Origin of the sequence: Sphingopyxis sp. FD7 (assembly GCF_003609835.1) — a bacterium.
Lineage (GTDB): Bacteria > Pseudomonadota > Alphaproteobacteria > Sphingomonadales > Sphingomonadaceae > Sphingopyxis.
Genome location: NZ_AP017898.1, coordinates 2260173 through 2273206 on the forward strand (window position 1 = coordinate 2260173; position 13034 = coordinate 2273206).

General features: G+C 61.8%; 15 protein-coding genes. 8 read left to right on the top strand and 7 right to left on the bottom strand.

The genetic code is table 11. The annotated features are described in order from the left end of the window. Positions 1-107 precede the first annotated feature (107 nt). Both guaA and SPYCA_RS10695 read left to right on the top strand, forming a co-directional pair. Positions 108-1694: a glutamine-hydrolyzing GMP synthase gene (guaA, locus tag SPYCA_RS10690; protein WP_120220298.1), complete on the top strand. Its 1587-nt coding sequence runs from the start codon at positions 108-110 to the stop codon at positions 1692-1694. Between the two features lie 293 nt (positions 1695-1987). After that, positions 1988-3244: a tyrosine-type recombinase/integrase gene (locus SPYCA_RS10695; RefSeq protein ID WP_120220300.1), complete on the top strand. Its 1257-nt coding sequence runs from the start codon at positions 1988-1990 to the stop codon at positions 3242-3244. Here the strand turns inward: SPYCA_RS10695 and SPYCA_RS10700 are convergent. The 3 genes from SPYCA_RS10700 to SPYCA_RS10710 are packed head-to-tail and all read right to left on the bottom strand — an operon-like array spanning position 3234 to position 4859. Beyond that, a complete protein-coding gene (locus SPYCA_RS10700) occupies positions 3234-3494 on the bottom strand; it encodes a helix-turn-helix transcriptional regulator (protein WP_120220302.1) in 261 nt (86 codons plus the stop codon). The genes SPYCA_RS10695 and SPYCA_RS10700 overlap by 11 nt on opposite strands. Before the next feature lie 31 nt (positions 3495-3525). After that, positions 3526-3744, bottom strand: coding sequence for a DUF2274 domain-containing protein (locus tag SPYCA_RS10705; protein WP_058807805.1), 219 nt, complete (start codon positions 3742-3744; stop codon positions 3526-3528). Then, the gene (locus SPYCA_RS10710) at positions 3741-4859 is read right to left on the bottom strand and encodes a TrbI/VirB10 family protein (RefSeq protein ID WP_232003666.1); all 1119 of its coding nucleotides are present in this window, start codon (positions 4857-4859) and stop codon (positions 3741-3743) included. The genes SPYCA_RS10705 and SPYCA_RS10710 overlap by 4 nt, the downstream gene beginning before the upstream one ends. Before the next feature lie 127 nt (positions 4860-4986). Between SPYCA_RS10710 and SPYCA_RS10720 the strand changes: the two genes are divergently transcribed. The 5 genes from SPYCA_RS10720 (at position 4987) to SPYCA_RS10740 (ending at position 8629) form a co-directional block, all read left to right on the top strand. Beyond that, a protein-coding gene (locus tag SPYCA_RS10720; protein ID WP_085995949.1) for an IS3 family transposase occupies positions 4987-6350 on the top strand; the annotation gives its coding sequence in 2 pieces (ribosomal slippage) (positions 4987-5334 and positions 5337-6350; 1362 coding nt in all). A 74-nt stretch (positions 6351-6424) separates the two neighbouring features. Next, a complete protein-coding gene (locus SPYCA_RS19565; RefSeq protein ID WP_232003273.1) occupies positions 6425-6961 on the top strand; it encodes a hypothetical protein in 537 nt (178 codons plus the stop codon). A gap of 95 nt (positions 6962-7056) precedes the next feature. Further along, a complete protein-coding gene (locus SPYCA_RS10730; protein WP_197715339.1) occupies positions 7057-7542 on the top strand; it encodes an AbiH family protein in 486 nt (161 codons plus the stop codon). Further along, the gene (locus SPYCA_RS10735; protein WP_003051010.1) at positions 7482-7832 is read left to right on the top strand and encodes a transposase; all 351 of its coding nucleotides are present in this window, start codon (positions 7482-7484) and stop codon (positions 7830-7832) included. Before SPYCA_RS10730 ends, SPYCA_RS10735 begins: the two co-directional genes overlap by 61 nt. After that, positions 7805-8629 (top strand): IS3 family transposase, encoded by an 825-nt coding sequence (locus SPYCA_RS10740; protein WP_120220306.1) that lies wholly within the window; start codon positions 7805-7807, stop codon positions 8627-8629. Before SPYCA_RS10735 ends, SPYCA_RS10740 begins: the two co-directional genes overlap by 28 nt. 178 nt (positions 8630-8807) lie before the next feature. Here the strand turns inward: SPYCA_RS10740 and istB are convergent, their stop codons facing one another. The 4 genes from istB to SPYCA_RS10760 form a co-directional block, all read right to left on the bottom strand. Beyond that, on the bottom strand, positions 8808-9536 hold the full coding sequence (gene istB / locus SPYCA_RS10745) for an IS21-like element helper ATPase IstB (RefSeq protein ID WP_120222281.1): 729 nt from the start codon (positions 9534-9536) through the stop codon (positions 8808-8810). Further along, positions 9523-11037 (bottom strand): IS21 family transposase, encoded by a 1515-nt coding sequence (istA, locus tag SPYCA_RS10750; RefSeq protein WP_021238707.1) that lies wholly within the window; start codon positions 11035-11037, stop codon positions 9523-9525. The genes istB and istA overlap by 14 nt, the downstream gene beginning before the upstream one ends. Before the next feature lie 115 nt (positions 11038-11152). Further along, the gene (locus tag SPYCA_RS10755; protein WP_120220306.1) at positions 11153-11977 is read right to left on the bottom strand and encodes an IS3 family transposase; all 825 of its coding nucleotides are present in this window, start codon (positions 11975-11977) and stop codon (positions 11153-11155) included. Further along, positions 11950-12300 carry a transposase gene (locus SPYCA_RS10760; RefSeq protein ID WP_003051010.1) on the bottom strand — a complete coding sequence of 117 codons (351 nt, stop codon included), beginning with the start codon at positions 12298-12300 and terminating at the stop codon, positions 11950-11952. Before SPYCA_RS10760 ends, SPYCA_RS10755 begins: the two co-directional genes overlap by 28 nt. Here SPYCA_RS10760 and SPYCA_RS10765 point away from each other — a divergent pair. After that, positions 12205-12984, top strand: a complete 780-nt coding sequence (locus SPYCA_RS10765; RefSeq protein WP_232003274.1) for a bacteriophage abortive infection AbiH family protein — start codon at positions 12205-12207, stop codon at positions 12982-12984. The two genes, SPYCA_RS10760 and SPYCA_RS10765, sit on opposite strands and share 96 nt — an antisense overlap. Positions 12985-13034: the final 50 nt, after the last annotated feature.

Sequence of the window (13034 nt, forward strand, 5' to 3'; positions counted from 1 at the left end):
TCGCTTATGTCGCAATTGTCGCAACAATGTGTCGAGGCTATGCGGGTTCGACGGGCGGCCCATATCGACCGCTGGACAGCATGGCCCGGCTTCCTTATCGGCCAGCCATGCCGACTCCCGAACCCTCCGCCGCCCCTGAATCGATCCTGATCATCGACTTCGGATCGCAAGTCACCCAGCTCATCGCCCGCCGCGTCCGCGAGGCGGGCGTCTATAGCGAGATCGTCCCGTTCAGCGCCGCCGAAGCCGCGCTGGAGCGGATGCAGCCCAAGGGCATCATCCTGTCGGGCTCGCCCGCCTCGGTCCCCGCCGACGGCAGCCCGCGCGCACCGCAGTCGGTGTTCGACAGCGGCCTGCCGATCCTGGGCATATGTTACGGCCAGCAGGTGATGAGCCAGCAGCTCGGCGGCCGCGTCGAGCCCGGCGGCGTCGACGGGACGCGCGATGGCGAATTCGGCCGCGCCTTCCTGACCGTCACCGAACCCTGCGTGCTGTTCGACGGGCTGTGGGCGGTCGGCGAGCGGCATCAGGTGTGGATGAGCCACGGCGACCGCGTGACGCAATTCGCCCCCGGTTTCCGCATCGTCGCGGTCAGCGACGGCGCGCCCTTTGCCCTCATCGCCGACGACGCGCGCCGCTATTATGGCACGCAGTTCCACCCCGAGGTCGTCCACACGCCCGACGGCGCCAAGCTGATCGCCAATTTCGTGCGCCACGTCTGCGGCTGTTCGGGTGACTGGACGATGGCCGAGTTCCGCGCCACGAAAATCGCCGAAATCCGCGAACAGGTCGGCGACCAGCGCGTGCTGTGCGGCCTGTCGGGCGGCGTCGACAGCGCGGTCGCGGCGGTGCTGATCCACGAAGCGATCGGCGAACAGCTCACCTGCGTCTTCGTCGACCACGGCCTCTTGCGCATGAACGAGCGCGAACAGGTCGAGCGTCTGTTCCGCGATCATTACAACATCCCGCTGGTCGTCGTGGACGCCGAGGAGCGCTTCATGGCGGGCCTGGCGGGCGTCACCGACCCCGAGGCGAAGCGCAAGTTCATCGGCGCCGAGTTCATCAATGTGTTCGAGGAAGAGGCAAGGAAGATCGGCGGCGCCGACTTCCTCGCGCAGGGCACACTCTATCCCGACGTGATCGAATCGGTTTCGTTCACCGGCGGGCCGAGCGTGACGATCAAGAGCCACCACAATGTCGGCGGCCTGCCCGAACGGATGAACATGAAGCTGGTCGAGCCCTTGCGCGAGCTGTTCAAGGACGAGGTGCGCCTGCTCGGCAAGGAGCTGGGCCTGCCCGACATTTTCGTCGGCCGCCATCCCTTCCCCGGCCCCGGCCTCGCGATCCGCATTCCGGGCGAAGTGTCGAAGGAACGCTGCGACATTTTGCGCAAGGCCGACGCGGTGTATCTCGAAGAAATCCGCAACGCGGGCCTCTATGACGCGATCTGGCAGGCGTTCGCGGTGCTGCTCCCCGTCAAGACGGTTGGCGTGATGGGTGACGGGCGGACATATGACCATGTCTGCGCGCTGCGCGCCGTCACCTCGACCGACGGCATGACCGCCGACATCTACCCCTTCGACGCCAGTTTCTTGAGCCGCTGCGCGACGCGCATCATCAACGAGGTCCAGGGCATCAACCGCGTGGTGTATGACTATACGTCAAAGCCGCCGGGGACGATCGAGTGGGAATGATTCGGGGCACGCAAATGCCCGAATACCTCTCGCAGGGATGACGTCCAACTAATTGAAAAAAATAATTTTGTTGTCGATAACATTCGGCGACAATCGGTGGGCAGCCTTCATTGCGAGCGGACGGGCTGACGGCCTTGCCTACCCTTGTTTCTTCCAGAAATCGTCGATACCGTCAGGGACACATCAGCCCTAGACGGTATTTTTTTCGCTCTAACAGTCGGAAAAGCAGTGCTTTTTCGGGCGGGAGAACTGCGCTTTTAGGCTGACGGTATTTTTCCGTCGGAGTCCCCCTCATGCTTACCGATACAGAACTCAAGCACCTGAAACCAAAAGCAAAACCATATAAGGTCACGGACCGTGACGGCATGTATGTGCTGGTCAGTCCCGGCGGCACCATTTCCTTCCGCGTGGACTACCGTTTGCATGGTCGCCGGGAGACCGTGACACTTGGCAAGTACGCGCCTTCGGACCTTTCGCTAGCGCGCGCTCGCGAAAAGTGCATCGACGCAAAACGAATGATCGCCGAGGGGCAGTCGCCGGCCATCGAGAAGCAGCGCGAGAAGAGGCGGATCAAGGAAGCCAAGAGCTTTGGCCAGTTCGGAGAGAAGTGGCTTCAGTGTGCTCCTATGGCCGACAGCACACGAGCAATGAGGCGCTCGATATTCGAGCGTGAGTTACTTCCGGTATGGAAGAGTCGCCTATTGACCGAGATCACCCCGGGCGATCTACGCGAACATTGCCTCAAGATCGTAGATCGCGGCGCGCCGGCAACCGCCATTCATGTCCGCGATATCCTCAAACAGATTTACGCCTTTGCAAAGCTGCACGGCGAAAAGGCGGCGAATCCCGCTGACGAAGTGGGTCCGGCATCAATCGCGACTTTTGTCCCGAAAGATCGCTCGCTATCTCCTTCGGAAATCAGGGTGCTGTTCAAGGCCCTCGAGCAGGTGGCAACCATCCCGACAATACGCTTGGGGATGCGATTCATCCTACTTTCGATGGTGCGGAAGAGTGAATTCCAGGATGCGGTCTGGAACGAGGTCGACTTCGAAAATGCCGTCTGGTCCATTCCGAAGGAAAGAATGAAAAGATCGCGGCCGCACAATGTCTATCTGTCGACGCAGATGCTCGACATCCTGATCGCGCTGAAGACCTGTGCGGGCAATTCGAAATATTTGCTGCCATCCCGCTACGACGCGGATGCGCCGATGTCCCGTGCAACTCTGAACCGGGTGACTTACGCCGTGGTCGAACAGGCGCGGAAAGACGGCCTGCCGCTTGAACCATTCACCGTGCACGACCTTCGCCGAACGGGTTCGACGCTTCTGAACGAGATGGGGTTCAACAGTGACTGGGTCGAAAAATGTCTTGCGCATGAAGACGGCCGCTCGTCGAGGGGCGTGTACAACAAAGCCGAATATGAGCAGCAGAGGCGCCACATGATGCAGGAATGGTCAAATACCGTCGATGCGTGGATCGCAGGTCAGCGCTATGCACCCACACTGCTCCCCCCAGCACCGCCACTCCTCGACCTCGACCCTAGCCTTTGACCGGCCGATTGCGCCGGTCGCGGACATCCACTTGCTGGGCGCGACCGATAGGCCGTGCCCGGCGATCCGCCAGCCAAGCCTCAACCTCCGCCAGGTTCCAGACTACCGTCCTTGGAGACAATGCGTAGCGACGAGGGAATTCTCCCCGACGCTCCATCTCGAAGATGGTGCTGTCGGCAAGCGGTACCATCTCTTTTAGCTGATGGCGCCGGATCGTGCGTGTATAGTCGTTTGGGCCGTCCTTGGACATTTGCTGTGACTCGGCTTTGGCGCTCGGAGGCCTATTTCGACCGAAGGCGAGCGAACGCCCGATCGGTGCTGATGAAATGATCGAGCATCGGAGCAATGAGGCGCTCGGGCAAAATCGGCTCGCTGAGCCCCGTCTCACGCGCATGAACTTTCGCATATTCGACCAGCCTGGCGTGCAAGGCACCCGGGAGTTCGATACTGAGCTTGACTGGTTTTTCGTCCAGCACCGCTCCCAGTCTGAGCTTGCTCACCGCGCACCTGCCGAAGCCGAGCTATCAATAATGAGGTCGCGGGTCACCATGACGCGAAACGCAAAGCCGGGCCGGACTGTGAGCGTTGGTGGCACGGAGAGCTCGCGTTCGACCACCCGCCGCCCAGCCTCGTTCGTGCTATCCTGAAGGCCCGACCGAAGCGCCCGGACGAGGTCACCGTCCCCACCGACGGCGAGTTCGGTCCCGACGCCGAGAAACGCCGAGACCAACGCCGCGCGCAACATCCGCCCCCAATGGTTGTTCACGCCATCTTCAAGACCGACATAGCCCGAGACATCTGCGCCGAACTGGCGATCAAGACGAATTGATCGCCCGCCCGGGAGTATAAGGCGATCCCAGGCCAGAAGCACACGGCGCTGACCCGCGGCGACCTCGCTGTCATACTCTCCGACGAGCCGCGCACCTTGCGGAATGAGCAGCAGCCGACCGGTCGGACTGTCATAGACATTCTGCGTGACCTGCGCGGTGATCTGGCCGGGAAGGTCGGACCGGATTCCCGTGATCAGAGCAGCCGGGATAACGGTGCCAGCCTGAACCACGGCCGCCGAACTCGGCGCGACGATCCGCTCGGAGCTTTCGAACGCGGGCTGCGGCCCGCCGGCGAGAAAGGCTTTGCGCGCTGCTGCGGGCGTACCTGCCTCCTTGGCCGGTTCTAAGGCTGCCGGCGGGGCATCGAGAATTCCGTGCGCGGCGGCCGCCGCGCTGCCGCCGCCCAGAAACAGGCGGCTTCCCTCGGCGGCCTCGCGTTCCTGCAGAGCGCGCTGCTTCGCCTGGTCCCGCGCGGTTTGGCGCGGATCGGGCGGGGGCGGCCCCATCGCGGGGACGGGGACAGGCTCGCCCGCCCTTTGCGCCGCCACGATCGGCCGCCCGAGGTCCCCTGGCAGCGGCGGTCCGAGCTTGGGGACAGCGCCATAGTCGGCGGGCGCCCCGGTCACGGCTTCGGACCGGTTGGGCGAGGCGACCTCGTAAAGCTCCTGCGCGACCTTTGGATCGGCCGAGCGCAGCGCCCAGAGAAGTGCGCCCCCAATTGCGATCCCGGCGGTGCCACCGAGCACCGCAAGCGTCTTGCGCGACAGGCGCATGACGCGCGGCAGTTCGCCCTCAAGACGAAAGCCGTCAGGGCTTGCAGGCGCAACTGCTCCCCGTCAGCACCAATGGCACAGATTTGAGGTTGTGATTTAAGGAGGATTTGGGCTTCGTCGTAGTGACGAAGGAACGAAGATGAAGCCCAAATCCTCCAATGCAAAATCGCCGACCAAGGCCCCTGCGGAGCGGGTGGTGAAGGACATCCGGCGTGCAACCCGCCGGCACTTCTCGGCCGAAGACAAGATCCGCATCGTGCTGGATGGCCTGCGCGGCGAGGACAGCATCGCCGAGCTGTGCCGCAAGGAAGGCATTGCCCAGAGCCTGTATTACACCTGGTCGAAGGAGTTCATGGAAGCCGGCAAGCGCCGCCTGGCCGGCGACACCGCCCGTGCCGCGACCACTGGCGAGGTGCAGGATCTGCGCCGCGAAGCCCGCGCCCTGAAGGAATGCGTTGCCGACCTGACCCTGGAGAACCGCCTGCTCAAAAAAAGCATGATCGCGGATGGGGGCGACGACGAATGAGGTATCCCGCCTCGGAGAAGCTCGAGATCATCCGGATCGTCGAGCAGTCGCACCTGCCCGCCAAACGCACGCTGGACCAGCTCGGCATCGCCCGTCGGACCTTCTACCGCTGGTATGACCGGTTCCTCGAAGGCGGCCCGGAGGCCTTGGAGGATCGGCCGTCGGCGCCGACCCGGGTGTGGAACCGCATCGGCGATGATATCCAGGACCAGATCGTCGAGATGGCCCTGGACTACAGCGAACTGTCACCGCGCGAGCTGGCGGTGCGGTTCACCGACGAGAAGCGCTACTTCGTGTCGGAAGCCACGGTTTACCGCCTGTTGAAGGCCCATGATCTGATCACCAGCCCGGCCTATGTCGTGATCAAGGCCGCCGATCAGTTCCACACCAAGACCACCCGGCCGAACGAGATGTGGCAAACCGACTTCACCTACTTCAAGATCATCGGGTGGGGCTGGATGTACCTGTCGACCGTGCTCGACGACTTCTCGCGCTACATCATCGCCTGGAAACTGTGCACCAACATGCGGGCCGAGGACGTCACCGACACGCTGGACATGGCGCTGGCTGCCTCGGGCTGCGACAGCGCCACCGTGCTGCACAAACCCAGGCTGCTCAGCGATAACGGTCCCAGCTACATCGCTGGCGAACTGGCTGAATACATCGAAGCTCAGCAGATGAGTCATGTGCGCGGTGCACCGTGCCACCCTCAGACCCAGGGCAAGATCGAGCGCTGGCACCAGACTCTGAAGAACCGCATCCTGCTGGAGAACTACTTCCTGCCCGGCGACCTCGAGGCCCAGATCGAAGCCTTCGTCGAGCACTACAACAATCAACGTTACCACGAGAGCCTGAACAACGTGACGCCCGCCGACGCCTACTTCGGCAGGGCACCAGCCATCATCAAACAGCGTGAAAGGATCAAACGACAGACCATCGAATATCGGCGCTTGCAACACCGCAAGCTCGCCGCTTAAAATCCAGCCCCTGACGAGGCCCGCACTCCGCTAATTTACGCCGCGAGTTGTGCCAAATGTTCTGACGACGGACAATGTCGCTCTTCATCGCACAGGCTACAGGTTCGATCATTGTAACGGACAGCCCGCATCGGTGGTGCGAGATTGTCGCCGCTGGTTGGATGCAGTCGAATCGACGGCCCGATCAATTGCCCGGACTCCGCTCCGAGATCGAGCAGAACGAACATCTGTTCTTAGGAAATCAATGGTCAATCGCCGACGTTCACAGTCAGGGGAAAGCCCGATCATACACGATTCTGATGCAGGACGTGTTTCGCTACCTCACCGCCAATGCGCACAAGGGGCCCAAGCCAAATTGGGAAGCGCAGTTGCCCAAGCGCTTGAGAACATCACTAGCCCAAACCGCAAAGGCCATCATGCAGACTGGTGATCTGGCGCAGTCGGCGAGAATGAAATGCGTCATCCCGCCTGGAGGCATCCGAGACAACAGCATCAATCGGCTGCTGTTGATGTCGAGCGTCGACACATATCTAGAGTATATTCCGATCGCATTCTACATCGAGCGGCCGGATCCGTCGCAATATAAGCGAGCCGGTCTTGGCGATCCGTAGCAATCCGCGGCGTCGCACCCCTACTTTACGATAGAGGCGGGCATCTCAGTGCCGCTGCCAGCCCAATTGCATCCATCTGGTAGAGAAGCATTTCCATGACGAAACGTCTGTACATCATCGGCAACGGCTTTGACCTCCATCACGGCATCCCATCCCGATATTCGCAGTTCGGAGACTATCTCCTGAACGTGGACCCAGCATCGTGGCGGACAATCTGCGAGTACCTATTCGTCGACAAGGACTTCTGGGCCTGTTTCGAAGAGCGTTTGGCATCGTTCGATGAGGATGCGATCATCGACTATGCCGAGCAGTTTCTGGTTAGCTATGGCGCAGACGACTGGAGCGACGCCTATCATCACGACTTCGAATATGAAATCGAACAGGTTGTCGATGCACTTTCCCGAAAGCTCCGTGTGTCAAACGGCGTTCAAAAGGGACCCCCGATTGGAGTGGGCCCCTTGGGCCGGACAGGGAAGCATAGTTGGATTGACCGGTTGGCCGGGCTTTTGGAGAAGAGCCCATGGCAAGACACCGATCCCATAGCGTTGAGTTCAAGCGTCAGGTCGCACAGGAGTTTCTGAACGGCGAGACGCTTCACGGCCTTGCCAAGCGGCATGATATTTCCCGGCAGTTGATCCGCATCTGGGTGGCGAAGTATGAGGCCGGTGCCCTTGATGACGATGCGCGGGCGGCGGATCTGATCCAGGAATATGAGGCGCGGATTGCCGCACTCGAACGCCTTGTCGGCAAACAGGCGCTGGAGCTGGAGTTTTTAAAGGGGGCTCTGCGCGACGCACCGCGGCCGAGAAGCGCCAATACGTCCGTGATCACCGGCCCGGCGGGATGTCGATCGCACGAGGATGTCGGCTGATGGGCATCGCACGATCGACATTCTATCATGAGCGGACCCAACCGATCGGCGATGCCGAACTGGTAGCTGCTATCACCGTGATCTGCGATGAGTTCGAAGCTTATGGCTGGCGCCGCGTGCAGGCCGCGCTCCGCCATCAGGGCGTGATCGCGAACCACAAGCGGATCAAGCGATTGATGCGCGCGCATGACCTGCAGCCGCGCCGTCGCAGGCGTTATACCGCAACCACCGACAGCGATCATGACCTGCCAGTCTTTCCGGATCGCTCGAAGGATATGATTCTTGATGGTCCCGATCAACTCTGGGTGGCGGACCTGACCTATGTCGCCATCATTGGCGGCTTTGCCTATGTCGCGATCGTCCTCGATGCCTGGTCACGCCGCGTCGTCGGCTATGCGATCGGAAGATCGATCGATGCGCGGCTCGCAGTGGCGGCGCTGAAGGTGGCGATCGAACGACGGCGCCCGCGATCAGGATGCGTGCATCATTCTGACCGCGGCAGCCAATACGCATCCCGGATTTATCGAGCGATGCTCGCCGATCATGCCATGGTCGGCTCGATGAGCCGGCGGGGCAACCCGTACGATAACGCCAAAGCGGAAAGCTTCATGAAGACACTCAAGGTCGAGGCGGTCTATCCCATGGCATTCGAAACCTTCGACGATGTCGCCGACCAGCTTCCTAGGTTCATCGACGACATCTACAACCAACGCAGATTGCATTCCGCGCTCGGCTATGTCAGCCCCGCGCAGTTCGAGCAGCAAAACTCCCGGCTCATGGTCAAATCAGCTGCGTGACCCTGTCCGGCCCAAGGGGCCCACTCCAGATCGGCGTCGAAGAGGGACCCCCTTTTCGGATAATATGATGCTGGTTTGTTGAAGATGGCCTTGCGCTGCGTGCGGCGGAGGGCGGGCGTAGCCCGACCGGAGGCGCGCGCAGCGCAAGATAGATTTTTGAAGGCGCCGAAGGTGGCTGTCAGCTGCGGTTTTTGAAGCGCCAGCTGTCGTTGCCCGTCTCGACGATATCGCAGTGGTGGGTGACGCGGTCGAGCAGCGCCGTGGTCATCTTGGGATCGCCGAACACGGTCGGCCATTCGCCGAAGGCGAGGTTCGTGGTGATGATGACGCTGGTCCGCTCATAAAGCTTGCTGATGAGGTGGAACAGCAACTGCCCTCCTGAGCGGGCGAACGGCAGATAACCGAGCTCGTCGAGCACGATCAGGTCGAGCCGCGACAGCTGCGCCGCCAGGGTCCCGCCTTTGCCGATCCGGGTCTCCTCTTCGAGGCGTGTCACCAGATCGACGGTGTTGAAGTAGCGGGCGCGAGCGCCCCTTCGCACGACATTGGCGGTGATCGCGATGGCGAGGTGGGTCTTGCCTGTCCCCGTGCCGCCGACCAGCACGATATTGCGGCGAGGCGGGAGGAAGGAGCCATCGTGAAGGGAGCGGATCATCTCCTCATTGATCGGTGTGCCCTCGAAGCTGAACCGCTCCAGGTCCTTCACCACGGGCAGCCTCGCAGCCGTCATCCGATAGCGGATGGAGGCTGCATCCCGGTGGGTCGCCTCAGCACGGAGCAGGTCGGTCAGTATCTCCATGGTGGTGCGCTTGCGCTGGAGGCCGGTGGTGACCGCCTCGTCGAACGCCGCCGCCATGCCCTTGAGTCCGAGGCCGCACATCGTGTCGATCATATCATGCCGCTGCATCATAGCCTCGCAGCAGATCATAGCGGGCACAGTCGGCGAGCGGAGGATGCTGCAGCATCCGGTCTTCCGAAGTGACGATGCTGTGGGGTGTCGCCGGCTCGCGGCGCCGGGAGAGGATGTTGAGGATCAGCTCGTCGCTGGCCGTTCCGTTCGCCAACGCTTCGCGCACGGCAGCCTCTACCGGCTCCAGGCCATCGGTGAGCACCGCCGAGAGGACCCGCACGAACCTGCGATCGGCCTCGTCCCCGGTGCCGAGCCTTCGCCGTAATCGGTGCAGGGCGGGCGGCAGATCCCAGTCCTGGAACGGTGCGCCGTTACGCAGCGCGCCGGGCTTGTGCGCGAGGACCGGCAGATAATGCCAGGGATCGTATATCGTGCGGTTCCGACCGAAGTGGCGCTCATGCTCCCCGACGATCGCATCGCCGCAGCGTATGACGATGCGATCGGCATAGGAGCGCACCTGAACGGTCCGGCGTGCGGCCGTCGACATGACCGAGTAGCGGTTGCGATCGAAGCTGATGAGGCAGGTGCCGGTGACGGCATGCTCGCTCTCATGGAAGCCGTCGAACGGTGCCAGGATCGGCTGCAGGGCCGGTCGCTCCATATCCAGCGCCTCGGCGACGGTAATATCCCCGCGTTCGGGATGGGCATGATGCTCGGCCCAGCGCCGGCACTCGGCCTCCAGCCACCCGTTGAGCTCGGCCAGGCTGGCGAACCGGAGTCGCGGCTGGAAGAAGCGGCCTCGGATCGTCTGGACCTGCTGCTCGACCTGGCCCTTCTCCCATCCCGCCGCCGGCGAGCAGGCGGTCGGCTCGACCATGTAATGATCGGTCATGATCAGGAAGCGGCGGTTGAACACACGCTCCTTGCCGGTGAACACGGCCGTCACCGCCGTCTTCATATTATCGTAGATACCGCGTCGCGGCACACCGCCGAAGAACGCGAACGCCCGGGCATGGGCATCGAACAGCATCTCCTGGCCCTCGCGCGGATAGGCCCGGACATAGGGTGCGCGCGAGTCGCAGAGACGCATATGCGCCACCTTCACCCGCATCGGCTTGCCGGCGATCTCCACATCCTCGTGGCTCCAGTCGAACTGGTAGGCCTCACCCGGCTGGAAGGTCATCGGGATGAACGCCGGTGCGCCTTCGCCAGCATCCTTCCGCCGCGCAGCACGCCAGCGCGCCGCATAGCGGCGCACCGCATCATAGGATCCATCGAACCCCTCGCGCACCAGCAGGTCATGGATACGCGTCATCCGTAGCCGATCGCGGCGGCCGCGACCTTCGTTCTCCTCAAGCAGCGCATCGAGACGATCCTGATAAGGACCGATCCGCGGCAGCGGCTGGACTTTGCGCTGATAGTTGAACGCCGCCTCCGGCGACCGGATCGCTTTGCGGACGACCTTCCGCGACAAACGAAGGTCACGAGCGATCGCCTTGATCGCCTTACCCGCTGCATGCTCACGCCGAATCCGAACCACTGTCTCCACGATCAACATCCCGTTCTCGCCAACTGATCAAAACCAGTCGGCCGACTAAATCCCCGGGATGAAGGGGTCCTTTTTGCACGCCGATCACCCCACGAATGGAGTGGGCCCCTTGGGCCGGACAGGGTCACGCAGCTGATTTGACCATGAGCCGGGAGTTTTGCTGCTCGAACTGCGCGGGGCTGACATAGCCGAGCGCGGAATGCAATCTGCGTTGGTTGTAGATGTCGTCGATGAACCTAGGAAGCTGGTCGGCGACATCGTCGAAGGTTTCGAATGCCATGGGATAGACCGCCTCGACCTTGAGTGTCTTCATGAAGCTTTCCGCTTTGGCGTTATCGTACGGGTTGCCCCGCCGGCTCATCGAGCCGACCATGGCATGATCGGCGAGCATCGCTCGATAAATCCGGGATGCGTATTGGCTGCCGCGGTCAGAATGATGCACGCATCCTGATCGCGGGCGCCGTCGTTCGATCGCCACCTTCAGCGCCGCCACTGCGAGCCGCGCATCGATCGATCTTCCGATCGCATAGCCGACGACGCGGCGTGACCAGGCATCGAGGACGATCGCGACATAGGCAAAGCCGCCAATGATGGCGACATAGGTCAGGTCCGCCACCCAGAGTTGATCGGGACCATCAAGAATCATATCCTTCGAGCGATCCGGAAAGACTGGCAGGTCATGATCGCTGTCGGTGGTTGCGGTATAACGCCTGCGACGGCGCGGCTGCAGGTCATGCGCGCGCATCAATCGCTTGATCCGCTTGTGGTTCGCGATCACGCCCTGATGGCGGAGCGCGGCCTGCACGCGGCGCCAGCCATAAGCTTCGAACTCATCGCAGATCACGGTGATAGCAGCTACCAGTTCGGCATCGCCGATCGGTTGGGTCCGCTCATGATAGAATGTCGATCGTGCGATGCCCATCAGCCGACATCCTCGTGCGATCGACATCCCGCCGGGCCGGTGATCACGGACGTATTGGCGCTTCTCGGCCGCGGTGCGTCGCGCAGAGCCCCCTTTAAAAACTCCAGCTCCAGCGCCTGTTTGCCGACAAGGCGTTCGAGTGCGGCAATCCGCGCCTCATATTCCTGGATCAGATCCGCCGCCCGCGCATCGTCATCAAGGGCACCGGCCTCATACTTCGCCACCCAGATGCGGATCAACTGCCGGGAAATATCATGCCGCTTGGCAAGGCCGTGAAGCGTCTCGCCGTTCAGAAACTCCTGTGCGACCTGACGCTTGAACTCAACGCTATGGGATCGGTGTCTTGCCATGGGCTCTTCTCCAAAAGCCCGGCCAACCGGTCAATCCAACTATGCTTCCCTGTCCGGCCCAAGGGGCCCACTCCAGAAGGGGGTGCCTATTGCACGCTGATCCTCAAGCTCCGTGACCATTTCGCGGCCTGGATACGGCAACTTCCACCGCCGGTCGAAGGGACGTATTCGCTCATTCGAAGCGTGGATCCCGGCGCGCTATTCCTCACTTTCAATTACACACCCACCCTCGAGACACTTTACGGCGCCACGCCTGCGAACGTGCTCCACATTCATGGAAACGCGAGTGTCGCGAGTGATCAAATTGTACTCGGCCACGGCTGGGAGCGATTGGACGAGGAGAAGTTGTCGCCCAAAGTTCATGAGGACACCGATACACGATTTGCCGGGGGCTATCGATTGATCGACAGCTACTTCGCCGACACCTTCAAACCGACCATCGCGCTCATCGAACGCAATTCCGGATTCTTCGGCCGCATCTCCAACGTCGATGAAGTTTTCGTCCTCGGTCACTCGCTTTCGGAAATCGACGCGCCTTACCTTCACGAGGTTATCAGACGCATACGTCCCGACGCAACATGGACGGTAAGCTATCACGGAAGTTCAGCTGAAGCGGAGGATAGGATGAACGGCCTTGGCGTTTCCCCGGCGCTGTCCCGGTTCCATCCTTTATCGCTTTTGTAAGCCCTACATCATGCGCAATGCCCGCGTATATCCTGGCAGTTCAAAGGTCT